Origin of the sequence: Nonomuraea sp. PA05, assembly GCF_008086045.1 — a bacterium.
GTDB classification, from domain to species: domain Bacteria; phylum Actinomycetota; class Actinomycetes; order Streptosporangiales; family Streptosporangiaceae; genus Nonomuraea; species Nonomuraea monospora.
This window is the reverse complement of sequence record NZ_VSEY01000017.1, coordinates 156,396-178,946: the sequence shown is the minus strand read 5'-3', so window position 1 is coordinate 178,946 and position 22,551 is coordinate 156,396. Positions and strand designations below refer to the sequence as shown.

At 71.8% G+C, this 22,551-nt stretch carries 21 protein-coding genes and 3 tRNA genes; 11 read left to right on the top strand and 13 right to left on the bottom strand.

Annotation, left to right across the window (positions count from 1 at the left end):
- Window positions 1–107 precede the first annotated feature (107 nt).
- The 6 genes from FXF51_RS26690 to FXF51_RS26665 form a co-directional block, all read right to left on the bottom strand.
- Window positions 108–1,001 (bottom strand): hypothetical protein, encoded by an 894-nt coding sequence (locus tag FXF51_RS26690; RefSeq protein ID WP_187414582.1) that lies wholly within the window; start codon window positions 999–1,001, stop codon window positions 108–110.
- Window positions 1,001–1,555, bottom strand: coding sequence for an RNA polymerase sigma factor (locus tag FXF51_RS26685; protein ID WP_262379851.1), 555 nt, complete (start codon window positions 1,553–1,555; stop codon window positions 1,001–1,003). The genes FXF51_RS26690 and FXF51_RS26685 overlap by 1 nt, the downstream gene beginning before the upstream one ends.
- Before the next feature lie 67 nt (window positions 1,556–1,622).
- Window positions 1,623–1,901, bottom strand: a complete 279-nt coding sequence (locus FXF51_RS26680) for a DUF6204 family protein (protein WP_148437399.1) — start codon at window positions 1,899–1,901, stop codon at window positions 1,623–1,625.
- A 3-nt stretch (window positions 1,902–1,904) separates the two neighbouring features.
- A complete protein-coding gene (locus FXF51_RS26675; protein ID WP_148437398.1) occupies window positions 1,905–2,543 on the bottom strand; it encodes a TetR/AcrR family transcriptional regulator in 639 nt (212 codons plus the stop codon).
- Window positions 2,544–2,572: 29 nt separating this feature from the next.
- Complete coding sequence (locus tag FXF51_RS26670; protein WP_148437397.1) at window positions 2,573–3,337, bottom strand: MerR family transcriptional regulator; 765 nt, start codon at window positions 3,335–3,337, stop codon at window positions 2,573–2,575.
- A gap of 65 nt (window positions 3,338–3,402) precedes the next feature.
- Entirely contained in the window at window positions 3,403–3,999 is a 597-nt protein-coding gene (locus tag FXF51_RS26665; RefSeq protein ID WP_148437396.1) for a TetR/AcrR family transcriptional regulator, read from the bottom strand.
- A 127-nt stretch (window positions 4,000–4,126) separates the two neighbouring features.
- Between FXF51_RS26665 and FXF51_RS26660 the strand changes: the two genes are divergently transcribed.
- From FXF51_RS26660 to FXF51_RS26640, 5 genes are all read left to right on the top strand, one after another.
- Window positions 4,127–4,942: an SDR family NAD(P)-dependent oxidoreductase gene (locus FXF51_RS26660; RefSeq protein WP_148437395.1), complete on the top strand. Its 816-nt coding sequence runs from the start codon at window positions 4,127–4,129 to the stop codon at window positions 4,940–4,942.
- A 238-nt stretch (window positions 4,943–5,180) separates the two neighbouring features.
- Window positions 5,181–5,253 (top strand) — tRNA-Glu (locus FXF51_RS26655).
- Window position 5,254: 1 nt separating this feature from the next.
- Window positions 5,255–5,329 (top strand) — tRNA-Arg (locus tag FXF51_RS26650).
- Window positions 5,330–5,339: 10 nt separating this feature from the next.
- A tRNA-Cys gene (locus FXF51_RS26645) sits at window positions 5,340–5,413 on the top strand.
- A gap of 272 nt (window positions 5,414–5,685) precedes the next feature.
- Window positions 5,686–6,507, top strand: coding sequence for a nitroreductase/quinone reductase family protein (locus tag FXF51_RS26640; protein WP_148437394.1), 822 nt, complete (start codon window positions 5,686–5,688; stop codon window positions 6,505–6,507).
- A 445-nt stretch (window positions 6,508–6,952) separates the two neighbouring features.
- On the opposite strand, the gene FXF51_RS26635 is transcribed toward FXF51_RS26640, so the two are convergent.
- The 4 genes from FXF51_RS26635 to FXF51_RS26620 form a co-directional block, all read right to left on the bottom strand.
- The gene (locus FXF51_RS26635; RefSeq protein ID WP_148437393.1) at window positions 6,953–7,945 is read right to left on the bottom strand and encodes an aldo/keto reductase; all 993 of its coding nucleotides are present in this window, start codon (window positions 7,943–7,945) and stop codon (window positions 6,953–6,955) included.
- Between the two features lie 24 nt (window positions 7,946–7,969).
- The gene (locus FXF51_RS26630; RefSeq protein WP_262379864.1) at window positions 7,970–8,854 is read right to left on the bottom strand and encodes an aminoglycoside phosphotransferase family protein; all 885 of its coding nucleotides are present in this window, start codon (window positions 8,852–8,854) and stop codon (window positions 7,970–7,972) included.
- A gap of 88 nt (window positions 8,855–8,942) precedes the next feature.
- Entirely contained in the window at window positions 8,943–9,347 is a 405-nt protein-coding gene (locus tag FXF51_RS26625; protein WP_222871471.1) for a sterol carrier protein domain-containing protein, read from the bottom strand.
- Between the two features lie 336 nt (window positions 9,348–9,683).
- The gene (locus tag FXF51_RS26620; RefSeq protein ID WP_262379850.1) at window positions 9,684–10,910 is read right to left on the bottom strand and encodes an MFS transporter; all 1,227 of its coding nucleotides are present in this window, start codon (window positions 10,908–10,910) and stop codon (window positions 9,684–9,686) included.
- 133 nt (window positions 10,911–11,043) lie between these two features.
- Between FXF51_RS26620 and FXF51_RS26615 the strand changes: the two genes are divergently transcribed.
- Both FXF51_RS26615 and FXF51_RS60980 read left to right on the top strand, forming a co-directional pair.
- Window positions 11,044–11,544 (top strand): MarR family winged helix-turn-helix transcriptional regulator, encoded by a 501-nt coding sequence (locus tag FXF51_RS26615; RefSeq protein ID WP_148437391.1) that lies wholly within the window; start codon window positions 11,044–11,046, stop codon window positions 11,542–11,544.
- Window positions 11,545–11,776: 232 nt separating this feature from the next.
- Window positions 11,777–12,265: a CAP family protein gene (locus tag FXF51_RS60980; RefSeq protein WP_187414581.1), complete on the top strand. Its 489-nt coding sequence runs from the start codon at window positions 11,777–11,779 to the stop codon at window positions 12,263–12,265.
- 55 nt (window positions 12,266–12,320) lie between these two features.
- Here FXF51_RS60980 and FXF51_RS26605 read toward each other — a convergent pair whose 3' ends face one another.
- Window positions 12,321–13,217, bottom strand: a complete 897-nt coding sequence (locus FXF51_RS26605; RefSeq protein WP_148437389.1) for an aldo/keto reductase — start codon at window positions 13,215–13,217, stop codon at window positions 12,321–12,323.
- A 188-nt stretch (window positions 13,218–13,405) separates the two neighbouring features.
- Between FXF51_RS26605 and FXF51_RS26600 the strand changes: the two genes are divergently transcribed.
- Both FXF51_RS26600 and FXF51_RS26595 read left to right on the top strand, forming a co-directional pair.
- Window positions 13,406–14,695 (top strand): cytochrome P450, encoded by a 1,290-nt coding sequence (locus FXF51_RS26600; protein WP_187414580.1) that lies wholly within the window; start codon window positions 13,406–13,408, stop codon window positions 14,693–14,695.
- Between the two features lie 9 nt (window positions 14,696–14,704).
- Entirely contained in the window at window positions 14,705–15,283 is a 579-nt protein-coding gene (locus tag FXF51_RS26595) for a TetR/AcrR family transcriptional regulator (protein ID WP_148437388.1), read from the top strand.
- Window positions 15,284–15,286: 3 nt separating this feature from the next.
- On the opposite strand, the gene FXF51_RS26590 is transcribed toward FXF51_RS26595, so the two are convergent.
- Entirely contained in the window at window positions 15,287–15,949 is a 663-nt protein-coding gene (locus tag FXF51_RS26590) for a hypothetical protein (protein ID WP_148437387.1), read from the bottom strand.
- Between the two features lie 70 nt (window positions 15,950–16,019).
- Here FXF51_RS26590 and FXF51_RS26585 point away from each other — a divergent pair, with 70 nt between their 5' ends.
- Together FXF51_RS26585 and FXF51_RS26580 are read left to right on the top strand one after the other, a co-directional pair.
- Window positions 16,020–16,586, top strand: a complete 567-nt coding sequence (locus FXF51_RS26585; RefSeq protein ID WP_148437386.1) for a TetR/AcrR family transcriptional regulator — start codon at window positions 16,020–16,022, stop codon at window positions 16,584–16,586.
- A 58-nt stretch (window positions 16,587–16,644) separates the two neighbouring features.
- The gene (locus FXF51_RS26580; protein WP_148437385.1) at window positions 16,645–18,486 is read left to right on the top strand and encodes an alpha/beta fold hydrolase; all 1,842 of its coding nucleotides are present in this window, start codon (window positions 16,645–16,647) and stop codon (window positions 18,484–18,486) included.
- 9 nt (window positions 18,487–18,495) lie between these two features.
- Here FXF51_RS26580 and FXF51_RS26575 read toward each other — a convergent pair whose 3' ends face one another.
- Complete coding sequence (locus FXF51_RS26575; RefSeq protein ID WP_222871470.1) at window positions 18,496–22,332, bottom strand: hypothetical protein; 3,837 nt, start codon at window positions 22,330–22,332, stop codon at window positions 18,496–18,498.
- Between the last annotated feature and the right edge of the window lie 219 nt (window positions 22,333–22,551).

Genomic DNA, 22,551 nt, shown 5'->3' with positions numbered 1-22,551 from the left:
TCCGCGCATGCCGAGGACGGCGCATGGCGGTGAAGGGGAAAGGAAGTGTCAGTGCGGGGCCGGGATCAGCAGCGGGACCCCGGCTCCGCGCCGGCGCAGGGCCGGGATCAGCAGCCGGGCGCCGTCGCCGGCTCACGCCCGGCGGCGGGCTCCGGCTCGCGCCGGGTGGTGGGCTCCGGCTCGCGCCGGGTGGCGGGATCGGCGGCGACCAGCAGGAGCGCCTGGCCGTCCGCGCTCATGACGCCGTCGTGCACGAACCAGTCGCCGGGCGGCGCGAAGCCCGAGGGCTGGCCGAAGGCGGTGTACGAGGGCGTGACGCCGCGCTCGCGCAGCAGGGCCGAGACCTCGGTGACGCTCTCGTTGACGAAGTCCACGCAGTGCAGCGGCTCGCCGGGCAGGGCGATGCCGGGCGGCAGCTTGTACCGCTCGCCGGGCAGGGCCCGCCTGCCGAGCGTGATCTCGGCCTTCTTGTCGAAGTCGACCGGCACCTTCACCCCGATGGGGCAGCCGGCGAACCGCTCGCAGTCGCCAGGGGCGTCGATCGTGGTGATCGGCCCGTCGTCCGGCACCATCTGGCCGGACATCAGCCGTTCCATGTCGTGCATGACGATGATCCGGCCCGTCAGGCCGGCGGAGGTCGGCGCCAGGTCGAGCGTGATGTCCAGGCCTCTGGCCCGCAGCTCGCGCTGGTAGACCCCGGGCTCTGCCATCAGGTCCTTGACGGTGATCACGTAGTGGTCGTCGACCACCTCGATGTCCAGCGCGGCGGAGGCGGGCGCCTGGGCGACGCCGACGGACAGCAGTGCCGTCAGCAGGGCCGTCAGCAGGGCCAGCACCGGCACGGCGGCCCACCTGCGCGGCCGGGGCAGCGCCTGCCACCTGCGGCGGCGCTCGGGGACCGGGACGGAGACGATCTCCTCCAGCAGCTCCCTGGCGATCGGCGTCGTGCCGGGGCCCGGATCGGGCGCGATGCCGGCCACCAGCCGGTCGATCTTGTGCATCACAGGATCCCCCTCGTCATGGCGACGGCACGCAGGCCGATGCGGGCCAGGTCGATGCCGGCCGCGTCCAGGTGCTTGGCCAGCCGTTTGCGGGCCCGGTGCAGCCGCAGCCTGGCGTTGGGGCGCGAGCAGCCCAGCACGGTGGCGATCTCGTCGGATCCCAGCCCCTCCCAGCCGGCCAGCGCGAGGACCTCCCGATCGTCGGGGCTCAGCCGCGCGAACGCCTCCCGCACGTCCGCCAGGTCCTCGCGGACCTCGGTGTGCTCCGCCCACACGGCGAGCTGCCGCCCGAGCCGCTCCACCAGCTCGCCGCGCCGCGACTCGGCGCGCCGGCCGTTGGCCAGCACGCGCCGGGCCACGCCGAACAGCCACAGGCGCGCGTCCGGCCCCTGCGGGAGGTCGTCCAGGCGGCGCCAGGCGGTGGTGAACGTCTCGGCGAGCGCGTCGGCGGCGTCCTCCGGGGAGGTCGTGCGGCGCCGGATGTAGGCGAGGATGTCGGCGTAGTGGGCAACGTAGATCACCTCGAAGCGCTGCTTCCGGTCATGGTGGTGCACGTTGCCTTCTTCCATCTGATCGGTCCGACATCCCGTACCTGTCCGGACCGATCAGATAGTTTCACCCCTATTTGCGGCGAATTTTGATGTCTCGCATGTCGGTCACCGCGAGCTTCAGGATCTCGTACGGCACTTGGTACGCCTCCAGGGCCGCCATCGCGCCGAGACCCGCGTCGTCCTCGTCGCCGTCGACCGGCACCTGGCAGCGGAAGGTGAACACCGACACGGTCGCGTCGTGCGTGAACGTCCCGGCCTCGGTGTACGCGGCTCCCGACGCCGCCAGTACGGCGGCCCTGCCTTGCTCGTCGAGCCCGTTGAACTTGCCCCTGATCGTCACCCTGAACACCCTTTACTCCTCTCGCACGCCATAGGCCAGGACCCGCTCACCCAGCACGCTTTCGGCCGCGTCCAGCAGCTCCAGCACCGCCCGCGCGATCTCCTCGGGCCGTTCCCCCGCCGCCGTGCGCCGGCCGATCTCGGCCAGCACCAGCGCGTGCAGGCAGCCGATGTGCCAGGCCACCACGCGCGGCAGCGGATCTCCGGGGGCCGCGCCGCTCTCCTCGGCCAGCAGCCCGGCCAGCGCGTCGGTCATCTGGTGGCCGAGCGACTCCAGCCGGGCGGTGAGCGTGGGGGCCGCCCGCATCATCTCCAGCACCCGCCCGAACCCGGCCGTCAGGCCCACCCGGCGCTCGCGCCCGCGTACCTCCTGGCGCAGCCGGGTCAGCACCGCGCCCGCCGCCGACTCGCCGGGGGCGCGCTCGCGCACGATGTCGGCCAGGCGCTGCGGCGAGGCCTCCTCGGGCGGCAGCACCAGGTCCTCCTTGGCCTGGAAGTAGTTGTAGACGGTGTTCACCGACACCTCGGCGGCGGCGGCGACCTCGGCGATCGTGACGTTGTCGAAGCCGCGCTCGACGAACAGGCCGATCGCCACCTCGGAGATGCGCTGCCTGGTCTGCCGCTTCTTGCGCTCGCGCAGTCCTTCACTCACGAAGGTGAACTGTACTGCAATTTTGGAGTCTATTGCAGTTTTCTGGTCGCGATGAGGTGGGTGGCGCGGCGCACGACCTCCGCCTGCGCCGGGGCCAGCCCTTCCAGGAAGGGCTCCAGTTGCGCCGGGTCCCAGTCGGGGCCCGGCCGCATGCCGTGCAGCACGTGCTCCACGCTGTAGTCCGCCAGCTCGGCGGCCAGCGGATCCACGCGGGGGTCGCCGGGCTCGGCGTCGGCCAGCTCGTCCAGCCGGCGGTAGAACTCCTGGCCACGCGCCGCCGTCGCGGGGTCGGCCGCCAGTGTGTCGAGCATGGCCAGCGTCCGCTCCCGGTTGTCCGCCGCCGACGTGCTGTCCACCAGCACCAGCAGGTCGCGGTCCCAGGCGGCGCTCCTGGACGCCGGCACGTCCACCACTCGCAGGAAGGCCACCAGGTCGGGCGAGGCGGTGTCGTCGGGGCCGAGCGTCCCGTCCTCGGCGCGGGCCAGCACCTGCGCCAGGCGGGCCCGGCGGCGGCCGATCTCCTGCTCCTGCGCGGCGAGGTCCGCGTCGATCTCGGCGAGGATCTCGGGCAGGTCCCTGGAGCGGTCCTCGGCGATGACGTCGCGGGCCTCGTCCAGGCTCAATCCCAGCTCGACCAGGCGGCGGACGCGGGCCAGGGCGACGGCGTCGCGCATGCCGTACTCGCGGTAGCCGTTGGTCAGGCGCGGCGGCTCCGGCAGCACGCCCTGGTGGTGGTAGTAGCGCACGGTCCGGGTGGAGACCCCGAGCAGCGCGGCCAGCTCTCCGATCCGCATGCACCCAGTTAAGACGTTGACGCGGCGTCAACGTCAAATCGGGGGCGCGCAGGTCGAAGTGGACGTCAGGCCGGGCGGAGGGCCTTGAGGAAGAGGTCCACCAGCGCGTCGGCGTACTCCGGGGTCAGCGGGCCCGAGCGGTGCAGCCAGCGCTGGTAGAGGGGCGCGTACAGGATCTCCAGAGCCAGGTCGAGATCGGCGTCGGCGGCGATCTGACCGGCCCGCTGCGCGCTGCGCAGCCGGGCCTTCTTGGCCTCGTCCACCGGCGCGGCCAGCCGTTCCCGGTACTGCGCGGCGAGATCGGGGTCGTTGATGATCTCCGTGTTGAGCGCCCGGATCGGCGCCTCGAACGCCGGATCGGCGAACTCCGCCGTCGTCGCCCGCATCACGAGCTTCAGGTCGGCCTCGATGTCGCCGGTGTCGGGCAGCGCCATGTCGCCGTCCGCGCCCGCCTCGCTGAGCGCGAGGAACGCGTCGAAGACCACCGCCCCCTTGGAGCGCCACCAGCGGTAGATCGTCTGCTTGCCCACGCTGGCCCGTGCGGCGATGGCCTCGATGGACACCTTGGCGTAACCCACCTCGGAGACCAGCTCGCGGGCGGCTTCGAGGATGGCCTGGCGGGAGCGCTCGTTGCGGCGGGCGGGATCGGGGTGCTTCGGCATGCGAGGCAGCATAGCAGTCCGACGAGACGAGACGGTCCGTCTTGACATCGCCGTCGGCGTGGTCCAGAGTTGGGGCAATCAGCGAGACGGGCCGTCTCGTCTCGCTAACTGACACAAGGAGTGAATCTTGACCCGAGTATGGTTCGTCACCGGTGCGTCGCGAGGCCTCGGACGGGCGTTCACACAGGCGGCGCTGGCCGCCGGAGACCGCGTCGTGGCCGCGTCGCGGAACGTGGAGCCGCTGGAGGAGCTGGCCCAGAAGTACCCCGGCCAGCTCGTACGACTGCCGCTCGACGTGTCCGACCGCGCCGCCGTCTTCGAGACGGTCGACCGCGCCGTGGCCGCGTTCGGCAGGCTCGACGTCGTGGTCAACAACGCGGGCAACATGTTGTTCGGCATGGTCGAGGAGGCCACGGAGGAGCAGCTCAGAGCCCATTTCGACGTCAACTTCTTCGGCGCCGTCTGGGTCGCGCAAGCCGTCGTCCCGCACCTGCGGGCCCAGGGCTCCGGCCACCTCCTCCAGGTCACCTCGATGGGCGCGGGCGGCGGCTTCGCCTCGACCGGCATGTACGCGGCCGGCAAGGCGGCCCTCGACTCCGTCAGCGAGGCCCTGGCCATGGAGATCGCGCCGTTCGGCGTCAAGGTCACCATCCTCCAGATGGGCGGCTACGACACCGGCCTGTTCACCAAGGGCACCGTCGCCACCGAGCCCGACCCTGCCTACGCGGAACTGCGCGCCAAGCTGGCCGAGATGTGGGGCGACGAGGCCGGCCCCGACCCGAGCACCGCCGCGCCCGTCATCATGGAGCTGGTCGATCTGCCGGAGCCACCGGTAAGGCTGATCGTCGGCAGCGCCTCCTTCGACATCGTGCTGCAGATGGAGCAGGCCCGCACCGAGCAATATCGCGCCTGGGAACGGCTCAGCCGCGTGGCGGCGGGCTGATTAAAGAGTGGCGCGCCCGGCGGGCGGGCATTAATGTGAATGACAACTCCGGTCGATGAGGAAAGGCCAGCCATGCTTCGCACAGCCATTGCGACAGAGCGGGAACGACGTCTCCCCGCGCTCTGCTGTGCGCTGCTCGGGACGGCTTCTGGATAATTTCCGAAGAGGAGAATTCCGGAGGCCGCCAGGTGACCACCAGGCGGCCTTTTCTCTTTGTCCTGCCCGGCGTCCGTAGCATGCCCCGTTCGTCCAGCGGTCAGGACACCCGGCTTTCACCCGGGAAATCGCCGGTTCGAATCCGGTACGGGGTACGGCCCCATAGCTCAATGGATAGAGCGCCGGCCTACGAAGCCGGGTCCGTCGCAGGTTCGAATCCTGCTGGGGTCACTGTGACCGTGGCGCAGTTCGCCGGTCGCGGAGGTCGGCCTGCAAAGCCGTACCGTGCGAGTTCGACTCTCGCCTGCGCTTCCAAGAGTGGTGCCGCTTGACAGCTTCGCGCGGATGTGTGCGTAATAACCGTCGCGTCGCGTGTCGCCGGCCGGGAGGACGGCCGAGGCATGGAGGCGCCGAATCAAGGGGGATGACACCGTGGCCACTCACACTGCCGGTCGTGCCTGAGCGCACTGCGCCCGCGCGTCATCCCATGCCCTCGGCGGTGTCGTAAACCCGCCGGACGTCGGCATGCCCGCGCGGGTTTGTCTCGAACCTTTCGACATCCGACCCGCCAGGAGCTTGAAACCAGCATGCCCATGAACTTCAACCAGCAGATCATCGACGAATTCCGCGCCAACAAGGGCCAGGTCGGCGGCCCCTTCGAAGGAGCCAGGCTGCTCCTGCTGACCACCACCGGCGCCCGATCAGGCGCCCCGCACACCACGCCGCTCGGCTACCTGCCCGACGGCGACCGCGTCCTCGTCATCGCCTCCGCCGGCGGCTCGCCCCGGCACCCCGCCTGGTACCACAACCTGGTGGCCGATCCGATGGCCACGGTGGAGGACGGGCTGTTCACGTACCAGGCCAAGGCGGTGATCCTCGACGGAGAGGAGCGCGACCGCCTGTTCGCCCGCGCCGTCGAGCAGGACCCCGGCTGGGGCGCCTACGAGGAGCGGTCCGGGCGGACCCTGCCCGTGGTGGCGCTGCTCACGGTCGGCTTCGGCCCGCCCGCCGCCCGCATGGGCGACGCGCTGATCGCCATGCACGACGGCTTCCGCCGCGAACTGGCGCTGATCCGCCGCGAGGTCGCCGCCTCCGGCCCGCGCCTGGCCGCCCAGCTCCGGGTCAACTGCCTGACCATGTGCCAGGGGCTGCACGTGCACCACTCGCGCGAGGACGCCGGCATGTTCCCCGTACTGGAGGAGCGCTACCCGGAAGTGGCGCCGGTGATCGCGCGGCTGCGGGACGAGCACGAGGTCGTCGCGCGGCTCCTCGGGGAGCTGCAGTCGCTGCTGGGCGACGGCGCCGACGTGGCGCCGGCGGACCTGCTCGCCGAGGTGGAGCGGCTCACCCGGGAGCTGGAGGCTCATCTCGACTACGAGGAGGAGCAGCTCGTCGCGCTGCTGAATTGATCTTTCGGGGTGTCCCTGTGGCAGAAGGGACAGGCGGGGTCGTATCCTGGTATGGCGTCCGGGCCCGGCGCCATATTCAGGGATTTTTCGCGACTTCGTCGCGCGCCCGTTCCCCAGGATCCATCGAAGGATGGACGACCGGCGGCATGCCCCTCGGCCAGGCCGAGGGGCACGATCTTCACCGTGCTCGGCACGATGCTGCTCCCCTGACGCCACCTGCGACCGCGCTGTCCTGGCAGGACTGCGGGGGCGGCCTGAGATGCGGCCGGGTCACCGTGCCCGCCGACTGGGCCGCCCCCGAAGGTGAGCAGATCACGCTCGGGCTCGCCACATTGCCCGCCAGGCCGCCGGACCGCTCGCGGACCACGTGGCCTACGCTTCCGCGTCGGCCGCATGTACCTGGACCAGCTGTCACGCCGCCCCGCCACCACCGAGCACGGCCTCGTCACCCGTGACGCTCAATGAGCGGGGCGCGTTCGTCCAGCAGCTTCTCCGCACGCAGATCGGACCACAACCCCGCAGGAACGCTCCCCGAGAACGCGGCGACATTGCGTCCCACCTCCTGCTCCGACCGCATGCCGACCACGATGCCCGCGACCACCGGGTGGAGCAGCGGGAACGCCATGGCGGCCTGCGGAACGGTCACCCCGTGCGCCTCGCAGACGTCCGCGATCCGGTTGACCCTTTCCAGCATTCGCGCGTCGGCGGGCGCGTAGTCGAACCGCGCCCCCTCGACGGGCCGGTCGGTCGCGAGCAGACCGGAGTTGAAGATGGAGGCGGCCAGGATCGACACTCCGCGTTCGGCGCAGGCGGGCAGCAGCTCGTCCAGGGCGGACTGGTCCAGCAGCGTGTAGCGGCCCGACAGCATGACCACGTCCGCGTCGGTCTCCCGGACCAGGCGGGCCAGCTTGCCGGGGTGGTACATGCCCGCGCCGACCGCGCCGACCGTGCCTTCGTCACGCAGTTCGGCCAGCGCCGGGTAGCCGTCGCGCAGGGCGGGCTCGAAGTGCTCCTCGGCGTCGTGCAGGTACAGCACGTCGATGCGGTCGACGCCCATGCGGGTCAGTGAGTCCTCGACGCTGCGGCGGATGCCGTCCCGGGAGAAGTCCCACACCCGGCGGTGGGTGGCGGGGACGGCGAAGCCCTCGTCCATCCGGCCCTGCGGATCCTGCGGCACCAGCAGCCGGCCGACCTTCGTCGACAGCGTGAAGTCCGCCCGCGGCTTGCCGCGCAGCAGCTCGCCGATCCGGCGTTCTGAATGTCCGATGCCGTAGTGCGGCGAGGTGTCGAAGTAGCGGATCCCGGAGTCCCAGGCGGCTTCCAGCGCCCGCGCCGCGGTGTCGTCGTCCAGCGGTTCGAACAGGCCGCCCAGCGGCCCGCCTCCGAAGCCCAGCTCGGTGACCCGCACCGGGGTGCGTCCGAGGCGATGAGTGCGCATGTGGTGTGTCTCCTTGGTCTGCGTTCATGTCATGATGCGGTCGAGTGTCCGGCGCCCCATCGCGCTCATCGAGGGGTTGCTGTCGGCGTAGTACCAGACCAGCCCCATGGCCTGGACGAAGGCCCAGGCCATGCCGCGTTCCCATTCCAGGTCGCCGCTGCCCAGGGCTCGCCGCAGCACGTCGCGCGGCTGTGCTCGCAGCAGGTGCCAGGCGCCGACCAGGTCCAGCGCGGGATCGGCGGGGGCGAAGCCGCCGCCGTCGAGGACGCCCGCCAGGCGGCCTGCCGAGACCAGCACGTTCCCGGAGATCAGGTCGCCGTGAGTCATCACGTCGTCGCCGTCGCGTGGCAGCTCTCGCAGGCGGCTCCAGATGTGGCGGAGCCGCGGCACGTCCAGCAGCTTCTCGCTGCGCTGGAAGCACTCCTCCATCCAGGGGTTGTGGCGGGTGAGCTCGCCGCCGCGCCCTTCGCCGTCGAAGCGCCGTCCTCCGGTCCCGGCCTCGCGCAGGGCGGCGATGAAGGTCGCGAGGTCTTCTGCGAAGGCCTGCGAGCCGCTCGGGTCGGTGTCCGTGGCGGCCGTTCCCCGTAGCCACGTCTGCACCGACCACGGCATGGGGTAGCCCGCGCCGGGCGCGCCCAGGGCCACGGGCTCGGGAGTGGGGAACGGTGAGATCCGCGCCAGCTCGGCGCTCGCGGTGGCCTCGCGTTCCAGAGCCGCTCGGGTGGTGTCGGCGTCGGCCATGCGCAAGGGGAAGCGGGCGGCGAGGTCGTCCCCGATGCGGAAGATCGTGTTGACCGTTCCCGTCGAGCGCACCGGGCGGATCCGCAGGCCCCTCCACTGCGGGAACTGCTCCTCGACCAGGGCGGCGACCGTCTCGGCCGGCACGTCCACCTGGTCGTCATGCATCATCACGTCGTGCGCCTTTCCTAGGAGGGACCCCACAATGATCGCTTCGGCGCCGGGGACGCCGCACATGGTTTTGCCGTGGCGCGCCGGGTCAGAAGGCAGGGAACGCCCAGCCGGAGGGGTGGAACGGCTCGCGTTCGCCGCGGAACGCGAGCGAGGCGGCGGCGACCGCGCCTGGTCGCAGCTCCCGCACCCGCCCGGCTGCCGCCAGGCAGGCCAGCGTGGTGCCGCCCAGCTCCGCGACGGACAGCCGCAGGTCCGCGTCGTCATGGGTGCGTTCGCAGGTGACGGTGTCGCCTTCGGCGCGCAGCCGGTAGCGGCCGGCGTTCCACGGGCAGAACGTGTCCTCCACGTCCATGACCAGGTCCAGCGGGGTCGAGTAGCGGCGTGCCGTCAGCGCCCGGTCGACGTCCACCAGGCGTACCCACAGGTTGTCGATCAGCGTGGTGCGGGCCGCGCGCGGGTCGGCCGGCAGGTGCTTGAGCGGCTCGTCCACGGCGCCGTCGGCGGTAGAAGGCGTAGCCGGTGACCTCGCCGCCTGGCTCGGTGTGGACGGCGAAGCGCAGCGCCGTCCGCCAGCCGGGCGTCCCAGAACTTCTTCGTACGGTCCACCCAGCCGACCGCCGAGCCGCGGACGGGCGAAGAGCAGAGAGGCCTCCATGCCGGTCATCCTCCCGGCCACCACTCCCCCGGATCACCCGCCAGCCGTCGGAGATCCCGCCGCTGTCACATGCCGATCGTCGCGTCCCCGGCCATACTGGTCACGCGCCGATCGTCGCGTCCCCGCCACACCGGTCACGCGCCGAGTGGCGCGTCCCCCGCCAAGCCAGGCTCATCGGCTGGCGACCAGCTCCTCGCCACCGGAGGAGGAAGCGGACGCGCGCAGCCCCCGCCGACCGGTGGTGAGCGTCAGGAGCAGCGACGCCGCCGTCAAAGCCACCCCGAACCAGACCACGCTGGTGACGCCCAGGTGATCGGCGAACAGCCCGCCGAAGAGCGCCCCGAGCGCGATGGACGTGTTGTACGCCATCGTGTTCAGCGACATCGCCGCTTCGAAGGTGTCAGGCGCGGCCGCCTGCGTCATGTTGACCTGGCACAACTGCACGACACCGAACGACAGGCCCCACAGGACCAGCGCCACGATCGACCCGGCCTGCCCGTGCCCGATGGTGAGCAGCAACAGCAGCGACACCACGAGCCCCGCGCAGCCGGCGATGAAGCTGCCCCGCAGGCTCCGGTTCACGGTGTACCCGGCGACGAAGTTGCCGATGGCGCCGCCGACGCCGTAGACCATCAGCACCACGGTGATGAACGCGGGCGAGGCGGACGTGTTGCCCTCCAGGAAGGGCCGCACGAAGGTGTACGCGCCGAAGTGGCCGAGCACGAAGAGCACGACGGTGCACAGCACCAGCCGCAGCGGCACGTTCCTGAACGGCAGCACGAACACCTCCCTGACCGGGACCGCGTTCGCCGACGGCAGCGACGGCACGGCGATGGCCACGGCGAGGAGCACCAGCGCGCTGAGGCCGCTCCAGATGAGGAACGTGGTGCGCCAGCCGGTGAGGCTCTCCAGGACGGTGCCCAGCGGGATGCCCACGACGGCGGCGATCGAGATGCCGGACATCACGACCGCGGCCGCCCTGCTGGCCTGCCGTCCGGGGACCAGCCGCATCGCCATGCTCACCCCGATGGCCCAGAACACGCCGCTGGCGAACCCCATGACGAGCCGGGTCGTCAGGACGAGCGGGAACGTCGGCGCGACGGCGGTGACGCAGTTCCCGGCGGTCAGGATGACCAGCAGCGTGGACAGGAGCACGCGCCGGTTGACGCGTCTGGTCCAGGCCACGATGAACGGCACGCCCAGCCCGGCCGAGACGCCGTACAAGGTGACCATCAGCCCGGCGACGCCCACGGAGATGTGCAGGCTGGAGCTCACGGGGGTGAGCAGCCCGACCGGCATGAGCTCGGTGGTGAGAAAGACGAACAAACTGGCCGTGATGGCCGCGACGCCCAGCCAGCCCCGCAGGGCGGAGTGCGCGGGCCCATGGTGTGTTTCCACTTTTTCCTCCATGTTGATAATCTCAACGTTGAGATAACAGCACGCTTGGAAGCTCAACGTCAAATAGATGAACGTTGAGATAGTTAGCGTTCAGAGGCCTGCGAAGCTGGCGAGCAGGCGGAAGGAGGGCCCGTTGGGCGACGCGGTGGACCTGATCCTGGGCCAGTGGCAGCGCGAACGACCGGACATCGACGCCTGGCCGATGGGCGTCATCGGGCGGATCAGCAGGCTGGCGCGGGTGCTGGACCGGGAGCTGAAGGAGTTCTTCGCCGCGCACGGGCTGGAGCGGTGGGAGTTCGACGTGCTGGCCACCCTGCGCCGGTCCGGCGCGCCGTACGAGCTGACGGCCGGAACTCTCAACCGGGCCGCCATGGTGACCTCAGGAGCGATCACCAACCGCATCGACCGGCTCGCCGCCAAGGGGCTGGTGGAGCGGCTGCCGGACGAGGAGGATCGGCGGTCCATCCGGGTGCGGCTGACGGCGCAGGGGCTGGCGAAGATCGACGAGCTTGTCGGCCCGCATGTCGAGAACGAGGCCCGGCTGCTGGCCGAGCTGGGGCCGCGGGAGCGTGATCAGCTCGCGGGGCTGTTGCGCGGGCTGCTGGAGTCGCTGGGCGACACCTCGCAGGAGTGACTGGTCGTGCACGAGCACGAACGGCTCGGCCGCGGCCCGGCCCCGGCGGCACTGGTGGCTGCCTGTGCCGGGCCGGTGGCTCCGTGTCCGATGTTGGACAGCCGCCGGACCTGGCGGGCGCCCGCGATCGGCGGAATATGAGGAGCAAGCGACCGCGTGCCGCGGGCGGGATGTGATCAGCAGGGATCCCGCTCCGCGGCAGGCTCTCCAGCGCTACACGAAGGATGTCCCCATGACGACGACTCGCCCCGCCCTGCCCAACGCCACGACGCCGGAGTTCCAGGCCGAAGCGCTCGCGGAAGCCAACGCCTACCGGGCCAAGCACCACGCGCCGCCGCTGGCCATGGACCCGGAGCTGAACGCCTACGCGCTGGAGAGGGCCTCTTCCCGCTCCGAGCAGGAAGGACTCGCGGCCGGTCACACCGGTCTGCGCGCCCAGACCGGGGAGAACATCTTCTGGGCCGGCGGGTCAGAGGCGCTGCCCGGGTCGGCCGCGGTCAAGAGGTGGTACGACGAGATCAGCGGCTACGACTTCGCCGCGGCCCAGTTCAAGTCCGGCACCGGCCACTTCACCCAGCTCGTCTGGAAGGCCAGCAGCAAGGTGGGGATCGCGCGCGTGGCGGGCAAGCCCGGCGAGTACTTCGAGACCTACATCGTGTTCGTCTTCGAGGAGCGCGGCAACATGCAGGGGGATTTCGCCCAGAACGTCCTGCCTGCCTGACTTGAGCTGCGCCGGGGCCGGCGTTGTGAGAGGCGACGGCCCCGGGCCGGGCGCGTCAGCCGATCGCGTCCAGGCGGTTCATCTCGTCCTCCGTCAGCACCAGCGCGCCCGCCGCCACGTTCTCCTCGAGGTGGTCAGGGTCGCCGGTGCCCGGGATGGCGAGCACATGCGCCCCCTGCCCCAGCGTCCAAGCCAGCCGCACCTGAGCGGCCGTGACCCCACGATCGCGCGCGATGTCCAGCACGGCCTCGGGCTCGGATGCGCCCGAGGCCGCGCCCGCCTCACGCCCCGCTCCGGCGATCGCGAAGAACGGCACGAAGGCGATCCCCTGCTCACCGCAGAGCCGCAGCAGCTCGCGCTGCCCGGATGGTGAGCCGACGCCGTAGGGGTTCTGCACGCACACCACCGGCGCGATGGCCCGCGCCTCGGCGAGCTGGGCGGGGGTGACGTTGGAGACCCCGAGGTGGCGGATGAGGCCGGCGTCGCGCAGGTCGGCGAGCGCGCCGAAGTGCGCGGCGATCGAGCCGGTCCGCTCGCTGGGCGGGACGCGCAGGTTCACCACGTCGAGCCGGTCGCGGCCGAGCTGGCGCAGGTTCTCCTCGACCTGGCCGCGGAGCTGCTCGGGGGTGGCCCACCACCACTCGCCCGACGGGTCCCTGCCCGGCCACACCTTGGTGGTGATGACCAGGTCGTCCGGGTACGGGGCCAGCGCCCGGTTGATCAGCTCGTTGGCCGACAGGCGCGGCGAGAAGTAGAACGCGGCGGTGTCGAGGTGGTTGACCCCGAGCTCCACCGCGCGCCGCAGCACGGCGATCGAGCGGTCGCGGGAGGCGCCGGCGCCGATGGAGGTGAAGGCGGTGCGGCCGGTCAGCCGCATGGCGCCGAAGCCGATGCGGCTGACGGTGAGGTCGCCCAGGGTCCAGGTGCCTGCGGCGTTCGGGTGAGCGGTCATGGGCGTCCTTCGCTGCTGCTGAGGTTTTCCGGCATGAAAAAAGCCTCCTCGGGCGCCGAATGAGGATCGGGCCGAGAAGGCTCAGCAGTCGGGTGAAGACTATCAGGTTTCCGTCATTGACATACTGACCTTGGGTCAACAATAGTGACCTCAGGTCAATAGTGGCCGCAACCCCCAAGGGAGTGCACATGTCGATGGCGACGGACAGCGCGACGTCCGGCCTGCACCTGGTCGGCAAGCTTCTCGACCCCGTGTCGAGGCCCGACCCGTATCCCGTCTACGCCGAGTTCCGCGCCCTCGGCCCGGTCTGGGTCGAGGAGATCTCCGCGCTGGTGGTGACGGGATACCGCGACTGCGAGACGCTGCTGCGCGACCCCCGGCTCAGCTCCGAGCGCTGGCGGCACTTCGACGCCGCCCGCGATGCCGACCCCTTTCCGCCCGACGCCCCGTCCTCGGTCCGCCAGCCGTGGTTCCTGTCGATGGACGCGCCCGACCACACCCGGCTGCGGCGCCTGGTCAGCAGCGCGTTCACCGCCCGCACGGTCGCCCGGATGGAGCCCTACGTGACGCGCCTGGTCGACGACCTCCTCGACCAGGCGTGCGAGCAGGACACGTTCGATGTGGTGTCCGGCCTCGCCTACACCCTGCCCATGACGGTCATCTGCCACCTGCTCGGCGTGCCCACGGCGGACGAGCGGCTGTTCCACGGCTGGTCCGCGCAGCTCACCCGGCAGCTCGACGGCTTCTCCGCCCCGGGCGACGGCGAGGAGGAGCTGTGGGCGGGCGGCATGGTGGAGCTGCACCGCTACATCAACGAGCTCGTCGGCGACCGGCGCAGGAGCCCGCGGCGCGACGACCTGATCTCCGAGCTGCTGGCCGCGCGGGACGGCGGCGACGTGCTCAGCCATGACGAGCTGGTCTCCACGCTCGTGCTGCTGCTCGTCGCGGGGCACGAGACGACGGTCAATCTGATCGCCAACGGCGTGCTGGCGCTGTTGCGTCACCCCGGTCACCTCGCCGCCCTGCGCGACGGCCAGGCGAAAACGTCCCCCGTCGGGCAAGGAGGCGGCCGGGTGACGGCGTCCGCCGTGGTGGAGGAGGTTCTGCGCCATGACCCGCCCGTCCAGCTCACCGCCCGCGTCGCGCGCGAGGACCTGCGGGTCGGCGACGCGCAGGCGCCCGCCGGCGCGCTGGTGATCCTGCTGCTGGCCGCCGCCCACCGCGACCCGGAGGCGAACGCGGACCCCGACCGGTTCGATCCGGCTCGCGCGCAGGTGCGGCATCTCGGCTTCAGCGCGGGCCCGCACTTCTGTCTCGGCGCGCCGCTGGCCAGGCTGGAGGGACGGGTGGCGCTGGACGCGTTCGCCCGCCGGGTCAGGGAGCCGAGGCTCGTCGCCGACCCGCCGCCGTACCGGGAGCACATCAACCTGCGCGGCGTCAGCGAGCTCCGCGTCGCTCACGGCGGAGGGGGTCGCTAGCCTGGTGCGGTGGTCACCTCCAGGAGCCGCCGTCGCCTCTCCCCTGAGGCCAGGCGCGCCGAGCTCATCGACGCCGCCGTCCGGCTCCTGCGCTCCGGTCAGGAGGTGACGAACTGGGTGCAGGCCGTCACCGCCGAGGCCGACGCCGCCAAGGGCACCTTCTACGTCTACTTCTCCTCCTGGGAGGAGATGCTCGTCGCGGTCCGCGACCATGTGCTGCGCGGCTACGTCGACCGGTTTCGCCGGCTCGCCGAGTCCACGGAGCCGATCGACTGGTGGGCCACCCTCGACGCCGAGTGCGCGGCGGCCATCGAGGACATCTCCCGCCCCGGCGGGCTGCACGCCGCCGTCTTCCACTCCACGTCCGAGCTCACCGACGAGGGGCCGATCGACACCATCGCCGCCATCGCCGAGGCGCTGCGGCGCGGCATGGACGACGGCGCGTTCCGCCAGGTCGATCCGCACATCGCGGCGACGATCCTGTTCACCGTCGTGCACGGCGCGGCCGACGCGATCGCCGCCGGTGAGCAGCGGGAACGCTGGCTGGAGGCCGTCCGCGACCTCACCCGCCAGTGGCTGGCGCGCTGAGCGTCAGGCCGGGCGGCACAGGATCGGCATGGCGACCATGCCGTGGTCCTTCAGCGCCGGCCGGACGAAGCCGTGGAAGGTCGGCCTGAGCAACTGGCCGAGCAGGAAGGTGAGGGCCGTGCCCGGCAGGCGCGCGTGATTGACGAACGCGTACGGCGCGTCCTGCTCGATCGGCCCCAGCAGCGTGGAGTTGTCCACGCCGGTCTTGGCCGTGTACCAGCCCGCCAGCCCCTCCCAGATCGCGACCGCCGCGTCCGGGTCGGGCGCGGTGAAGTGGTTGAACAGGAAGGTGCCTCGCGTCGTCGCGTCGGTGTCGCCGATGCGCCTGAGGTTGCGGGCCGGCATGACCAGGTCGGCCTGCAGCTTCTCGACCGGTACGGCGGCGAGCTGCTCCGGGGTGCCGGTCTGCAGGAGCATGAGCACGTCGTGGCGCGGGCCGTCCTTGATGGGCGGGATGAGCACGGCCTCGTAGACGGTGGCGCTGACGACCTCGTTCTGCTCTGTCAGGTGCTGCGCCAGCGCCCGCCACTGGGCGAGCACCTGCTCGCGGCGCGCGCTCCGGCGTACGAAGGGGGCGCGGGCGGGCGGATCGACGGTCGCGCAGGCGTACAGGTACCCGCGCGGCGACGGGTCGGTGAACCTGATCGGGGGGATTCCTTTCGGCATGGCGATCCTCTGCCCGCCGCCCGCGGCGCCGAACTTGCAAAAATCTGCAGACCGGTCTATTTTTTTGGGCATGGGACGCAAGGGTGATGAGACGCGCGGGCGGCTGCTCGACGCCACGCGGGACCTGATCGAGGCGGGCGGATACTACGGCGCCGGCCTCAACCAGGTGATCGCGACCAGCGGGATGCCCAGGGGCTCGCTCTACTTCCACTTCCCCGCGGGAAAGGACCAGCTCGTCGCCGAGACGTTGCGGCGGGCGGGGCGGGAGCTGGGCCAGGCGATGCGCGACCTGGCCGACGCGGCGCCGGACTCGTCCGCGCTGGTGGCCGGGGTGATCAAGCTGCTCGGTGACCGGCTCGAAGGCTCGGCGTGGCGCAAGGGCTGCCCGGTGGCGACCGTCGCGCTGGAGATGTCGGCGGGCAACGACGCGCTGCAGCGGGTCTGCGCCGAGGTGTACGACGAGTGGGAGGGCGCACTGCGGGAGCGGCTGATCGCCGACGGGCGCCCTGACGCCGATGACGTCGCCACCACCGTGCTGGCCCTGGTCGAGGGGGCGCTGCTGCTGGCCAGGGCGCGGCGCAGCCGGGAGCCGCTCGATCGGGTGGCCAGGAGCGTCGCGGCGTTGCTCGGCGGCTGAGCGGCGGCGCTTTCGCGTGTCCCAAAAATATGTAGACCGGTCTAAAGAGAGAGTGGGCATGGAACCCGATTCGATCGTCTTCGGCGCCTCCGGCCTCGTCGGGCGCTTCCTGGTCGCGGAGCTGCTGCGCCGCGGCCGGGCCGTCGCCGCGACGATCCGCGGCGCCGACGGCCTCACGGCCTGGCTGACCAGGGAAGATGTGCCGGTGGACGGGCTGACCGTCGTCCGGGCCGACATCACCCTGCGCGGCCTCGGCCTGCCTCCCGACGAGCTGACCCACGTCCGTGACGTCTACAACTGCGCGGGACGGTACGCGTTCGGGCTGAGCGACGAGGAGGCGCGCGCCACGAACGTGACAGGAGCGCTGAACGTGCTCGACTGGGCCGCCACCCGGCCCGGGCTCCGCCGCGTGGTGCACGTCAGCGGTTACCGGGTCGGCGGGGTGGACGAGCCGCCCGACTACCGGCGGCTGGGCGCGTACGAGGCGTCCAAGGTGGAGGGGGACGCGGCCGTGCGGGCGCGCGCCCGGGAGCGGGGCATCCCGCTGAGCATCGCGAACCCGTCCACCGTGATCGGACCTGGGCAGTTCATCGGGCTCGCCTCCGTGGTGTCCGACCTGTGGCACGGGCGGCTGCCTGCGCTTCCCGGAGGGCGGGAGGTGTTCGTGCCCGTGGTGGAGGCCGGATATTTCGCGGCTTTTCTGGCTGAGATGCCTGAGTGGGAGGAGGGGGCGTACTGGGTGCTCGATGAGGGGACGCCGGTGTTGCCGGAGCTTGTCGGGCTGCTCGCGCGGCACATGGGGGTGCGGGCGCCGGGGCTTGCGGTGCCGGTCGGGCTGCTGCGGCGGCTCCCCCGCACGCTGACCAGGGCCGATCCCGAGACCTTGGCCTTTCTGTCCACCGATCGGTACGACACCGCGTCCGCCCAGGCCCTTGCCGAGAAGGCGGGGCTGCGGATGCCGCCGGTCGAGAGCGCGCTCACGAGCTGGGCCGACGATCTGGTGGCCGCGCGGTTCGGCGACGGGGAGACGCCGCGCGGTCCGTACGGATACCAGCAGGTGGCGGGCATCGCGACCTGGGTCACCGGGGCGCGCGAAGAGCCGGGGCACGTGCTGCTGCACGGGCTGCCGCTGGACTCCGGCTCGTGGCAGGAGGTGGCCGACCGGCTCGACGGGCCCGTGCTGGCGGCCGACCTGCCCGGCCTGGGCCGCTCAGGACCCGCCCACGGGCCCGCCGGTGAGCGGGTCCTGAGCGGCAGGGCCGCCGGGGAGTGGCTCACCGATGAGCCTCCGAGCGGGCGCATTGGGACGCGGCCCGCCGATGAGCCTCCGAGCGGGCGCTTGGGGACACGGCCCGCCGATCAGCCTCCGAGCGGGTCCGCCGGGGCGTGGCTTGATGAGCTGCTGGCCGGAAGCAGGCCGGTGCTGGTGGCGCACTCGCTGGCCTGCGCCCCCGCCCTCCGCTACGCGGCGGCGCACCCGGACCGGGTCTCGCGGCTGGTGCTGATCGCCCCGGCCTTCCTCCAGGCGCCGACGCCATGGCTGCGACGGACGCCACCGGCCGCGCTCCTGCTAAGGCGAATGTCCGCCACCCGGCTGGCCGGTGCGCTCGGCGTCCCCGAAGGCCCGGCCGTCGCCGCCGCGGCGGCGAACCTGGCGCGCCCCGGTCAGGCGCGGCGGGTGGTGGGGGCGCTGCGGGCCGCCCATGCCGTACGGGACGAGCTGCGTGAGCTTCTCACCCAGGTGAACGTCCCCGTGGAGATCATCGTGGGCTCGGCCGACCCGCTGACCGTGGCGGTGGACCGGCCCGTGACCACGATCGAAGGGGCCGGGCACTACCCGCAGCTCACCCATCCCGCGCAGGTGGCCGCCGTCCTGCGTCAGGACGGACAGAGCGAGTGAGGACGTGGATCAGCCGCCACGAGCCGAGCCGCCCGCGGGGCGCTCCGAGGGCGGGCAGGTCTGCTGGTACGGGAGCCGCGGCAAGTAGGTCCGCCAATCCGCCTCCGGCAACCCGCCGCCGGCGCGACGGCACACGGTCGCCACCGTGGCGGCCGGGCCGAGGTCGTAGCGCTGGACCGGCACGTGCTGACCGGCGGCGTACAGGGTGTCGCCGTCGGCGCTGAAGGAGAGGGCCATGATGCCGTCGCCGGGGGTGGGCAGGGGCGTTCCGATGGGCTGGCGGGAGGCGACGTCCCACAGTTGCAGCACGCCGCCGGCGGTGCCGACCGCCAGCACGGACTCGTCGCGGGAGAACGCCAGCGCGGTGATCGCCCGGCGTTGATTCGAGCCGCCCGCGGCGGAGGTGCCGAGCACGCCGACGCGGCGCCGTACGGCACCGTCCCACAGGACGGTCTTGCCCGAGCTGTCGCCCGTGGCCAGGTAGCCGCCGCCAGGGCTGAAGGCCTCCGCCTGGGTGGCGCCGGGGCTGGACGAGGCCGGATTCTTCGCGGCCGATCGCAGATCCACGACGTCGCCCATCGACGTGACCACGAGCGGCCGGCTGGGATGGACGGAGATGCGGTGCGCGGTGACGGCGGCCAGCGTCTTGGTGATGACGCGCCTGCGCAGATCCCACACCTTGGCCGTCCCGTTCTCGGGCAGCGAGGCGACCAGCAGCGACGTGTCGTCCGGCGCGAACGCGATCGCCCCCGCCCCCGGCTCCTCGCCCGTTTCCAGCACGAGCGTGTCCGTCGTGCGCCCGCCGGCCACGTCCCACAGGGATACGCGGGCCGGCCGCCCGGGCCGGTCCGGTGAGCCGCCGAAGGCCAGCGTCCCGCCGTCGGAGTCGAAGGCGAGCAGGACCGAACAGCCCGGCATCTCCGGCGGGTGCGGGCAGGCGAGTTTCGGCAGGTCGGTGGACGGTCCGCCGGACAGCGGCCGGTGAAGCCTGAACAGCACGTTCCCCGGCTCCAGCAGCGGGTAGGCGAGCGCCAGAACGGTACCGTCAGGACTGAACACCGCATTGTGCACGACGGCGTCCTGCCACTCCGGGGTGATGGCGGAGCCCAGATCGAGGGTGCGTACGGTGGCCGGCCAGCTGTTGCCGGAGCCGCCCAGGTAGCGGATCCGGCGCCCCTGCGGATCGACACGAAGATCGAAGACCTGCTCGCCCATGAGGGAATGGCGGAACACGGGCTCGTCAGGCCACGAGACTCGCCACATGATGAGGTCGACCCCGTCGGAGGCGGCCAGGAAGGCCCCGTCCGCGCTGAAGCCGATCTCCCTGACGCCTTCGTGGGCGATGGTCGCCACTTCTGCCGCGGAGGCGAGGTCCCACAGGCGGACCGCCGCCTCGGTGACGATCGCCAGACGCCGGCTGTCGGGCGTGAAGCGCACCAACTCGTACTGGCACTGCCGCCGGGTCATGACTGGCGCCCGGGGGAAGTCCATCCTGCGGCCCGCCCGAACGTCCCACACCTGCGGCCGCTGTCCTGGAACGCACAGTGCCAGGTACCGGTCGTCCGGGCTGAGCGTCGCGTCCGGGAAGCCCGGATCGGTGAAGGTCCGTTTGTCGGCATTGCTACGCACCATGCCGGCCCCGTTGTCCCACGACACACTCAACGGCCCCGACGGCGCCTCGCGACGGACGTTCAACTGCAGAAGCTCACGCCGCCGGGCGAGGTCCCACACCTGGATCCGATACGTGGAGCCGCCGGCGTGGTAGCCGATGGCACTGCGGCCGCTCATCCCCATCTCGAACCCGCTGTTGACGCGGCCCAGTTCCCTCTCGTCCTGGCGGCCGACGGTCAGATCCCACGTCACCACCGTTCCGTCCGATCTCAGCATGGGCACGATCCACGCGTCGCCCCTCCGCGCCCCCACGTGCTTGTGGTAGGCGCCCAGTCCTGGGAAGAGCGCCGTCCTGCGGTGTGTGTCCAGGTCCCAGGTGGAGACCTGGTCCGTGCCCACACTGACCAGGGTCCGGCCGTCGGTGCTGAGGTAGCGCCTGGTCTTGACGGCGCCGTCAGGGTCGGTGAAGACGTCCTGGGGGCGTTGGGCGCCCGCCGCCAGCAGGGCCGAGCGGGTCTCGGGCAGGTCGGCGACCTGCCAGGCGGCCAGGCTGAGGCGCATCGCCGTGACCGGGTCCGTGTCGCGCAGGCTGTCCGCGACGGCGGCGGCGCGGCGGGCGTCGGCCTCGCGCTGGCGGGTCTGGCCGGTCACGTTCTGCTGCCAGGCCAGCAGGGCCGCCACCAGCGTCAGGACGAGCAGCCCGGCGATCGCCGCCGTCCGTCGCGTGCGGGAGCGCCGCTCTCCCTGCCTGGCGGCGACGCTGGCGGCGAGGAATTCGCGTTCCAGCGCACCGAGCTCCGCCGATATCGTCCGCGGCTGCCTGCCCCAGCCTTTCGAGGGCTTCTCCTGGACGGTGAACTCCTCGCAGGCGGCCGACAGGCGCACCCCGCGATAAAGGCCGCCCGAGTCGCGATCATGGTCCCGCCAGGCGGAGGCCGCCTCGGTCAGCCGGCGTTGCAACCGGATCCGCTCCCGATCCTCCTCGATCCAGCCGCGCAGCCGAGGCCAGGCCGTGAGCAGCGCCTCGTGGGCCAGCTCGACCGTGTCCTCGCCGAGAGTGATCAGCCTCGCCGCCGCCAGCCGATCCAGCAGGAACCCGGTGTCGCCGTCGCCCGGCAGCTGGGCGCGGCCGGCCGGGCGGCGGGTGTCGGGCGTGTCGCAACCCGGCTCGACCAGGTGTAACAGCAGGTGCCGCAGCCGTTCCTGCTGGTTCGGGGCGAGTTCGGCGTAGAAGGCTTCGCAGGTGCGGGCGATGGCGGCGTGAATGCCGCCTGTCGCCTCGTACGCGGCGGTTGTCAGGGCCTTTCCTGTACGGCGGCGCCAGGTCTCCAGCAGCGCGTGGGACATCAGCGGCAATCCGCCGGGCTCACCGTCGACCTCGTCGATGATGCGGGCGGTCAGCTCACGTTCGACGATCAGCCCCGCGGTGGCCGCGGGCTTGACGATCGCCTCACGCAACTCGGCCGCGCTCATCGGCCCGACCAGCAGCGTCGACTCCTGCACCGCCTCCGCCAGTGCGCGGTGCTCGGCGCAACGGCCGAAGAAGTCGGCCCGCACGGCGATCACCACCCGGGCGCCGCTCCGGCCCCCGGCGACGGCCAGGAGCGCGGCGACGAAGGCGTCGCGCTCCGCCGCGTCGGCACAGAGCGTGAAGAGCTCCTCGAACTGGTCGACGATGATCACGTCGTCGGCCGGATCGTAGGTGATCTTCGGCTCCGCTCCCGGGGTCACGATCCGGACCGACGGCGACGGCCGCAAGCGGGGAATCAGACCCGCACGCAACAGCGAGGACTTGCCGCTGCCCGACGGGCCGGCCAGCAGGACCAGGCGGTGCGCGCGGACCAGCGCGGTCAGCCGCTCAGCCGGCGCGTCACGACCGAAGAAGCGGGCGTGGTCGTCTTCCTCGAAGCGCGCCAGCCCGAGGTACGGGGCCTTATCGTTGTCGCGGCCGGCCGCGGCGAGTTCGAGGACCTCCTCGCTGGTCTCCTCCCAGCGGCGCCGCCAGTGCTCTTGGTCGCCGTCGCACGCCCGCACGTAGGCCAGCGTCACGTCGAGCGAGGGCAGCCTGTCGCCCGCGGCGGCGTGTGCCAGGGTCGCGGTGGAGTAGTGGGCGCGGGCGGCCATCACCCGGTAGGTCGGCGTACCGGCCTCATGGCGAAGCTTGCGCAACTCGGTGGCGAAGCGGGCAATGGGCCCGCCGGTCGGATCCAGTGGCTGTTCGCGACGTCCCAACATCTCCCCCGATTCGGCCGTCCGGAATGCGTGCAGAGTCCGGGGAGTACAGAGCTTCAACGCGGCCCGATCCGGACGTTCCGCTGCCAGGAAGTTTTTGTCTGCACTGGTGAAACGGGCTGTTGGACAATCCTCGGCCGACCAAGACTGATCTCCGCAGCCGTGGGCCGGACACGTTCACACCGGTCCGGCGACGGTGAGCGACCCTCAACGACCAGAACG

Bases quoted from the DNA above. Each gene is read 5' to 3' on its own strand.
- FXF51_RS26690 (WP_187414582.1), bottom strand. From the start codon at position 1,001: ATGCACAAGATCGACCGGCTGGTGGCCGGCATCGCGCCCGATCCGGGC.
- FXF51_RS26670 (WP_148437397.1), bottom strand. From the start codon at position 3,337: ATGCGGATCGGAGAGCTGGCCGCGCTGCTCGGGGTCTCCACCCGGACC.
- FXF51_RS26665 (WP_148437396.1), bottom strand. From the start codon at position 3,999: ATGCCGAAGCACCCCGATCCCGCCCGCCGCAACGAGCGCTCCCGCCAG.
- FXF51_RS26640 (WP_148437394.1), top strand. From the start codon at position 5,686: ATGCCCATGAACTTCAACCAGCAGATCATCGACGAATTCCGCGCCAAC.
- FXF51_RS26635 (WP_148437393.1), bottom strand. From the start codon at position 7,945: ATGCGCACTCATCGCCTCGGACGCACCCCGGTGCGGGTCACCGAGCTG.
- FXF51_RS26630 (WP_262379864.1), bottom strand. From the start codon at position 8,854: ATGATGCATGACGACCAGGTGGACGTGCCGGCCGAGACGGTCGCCGCC.
- FXF51_RS60980 (WP_187414581.1), top strand. From the start codon at position 11,777: ATGACGACGACTCGCCCCGCCCTGCCCAACGCCACGACGCCGGAGTTC.
- FXF51_RS26605 (WP_148437389.1), bottom strand. From the start codon at position 13,217: ATGACCGCTCACCCGAACGCCGCAGGCACCTGGACCCTGGGCGACCTC.
- FXF51_RS26600 (WP_187414580.1), top strand. From the start codon at position 13,406: ATGTCGATGGCGACGGACAGCGCGACGTCCGGCCTGCACCTGGTCGGC.
- FXF51_RS26590 (WP_148437387.1), bottom strand. From the start codon at position 15,949: ATGCCGAAAGGAATCCCCCCGATCAGGTTCACCGACCCGTCGCCGCGC.
- FXF51_RS26585 (WP_148437386.1), top strand. From the start codon at position 16,020: ATGGGACGCAAGGGTGATGAGACGCGCGGGCGGCTGCTCGACGCCACG.
- FXF51_RS26580 (WP_148437385.1), top strand. From the start codon at position 16,645: ATGGAACCCGATTCGATCGTCTTCGGCGCCTCCGGCCTCGTCGGGCGC.
- FXF51_RS26575 (WP_222871470.1), bottom strand. From the start codon at position 22,332: ATGTTGGGACGTCGCGAACAGCCACTGGATCCGACCGGCGGGCCCATT.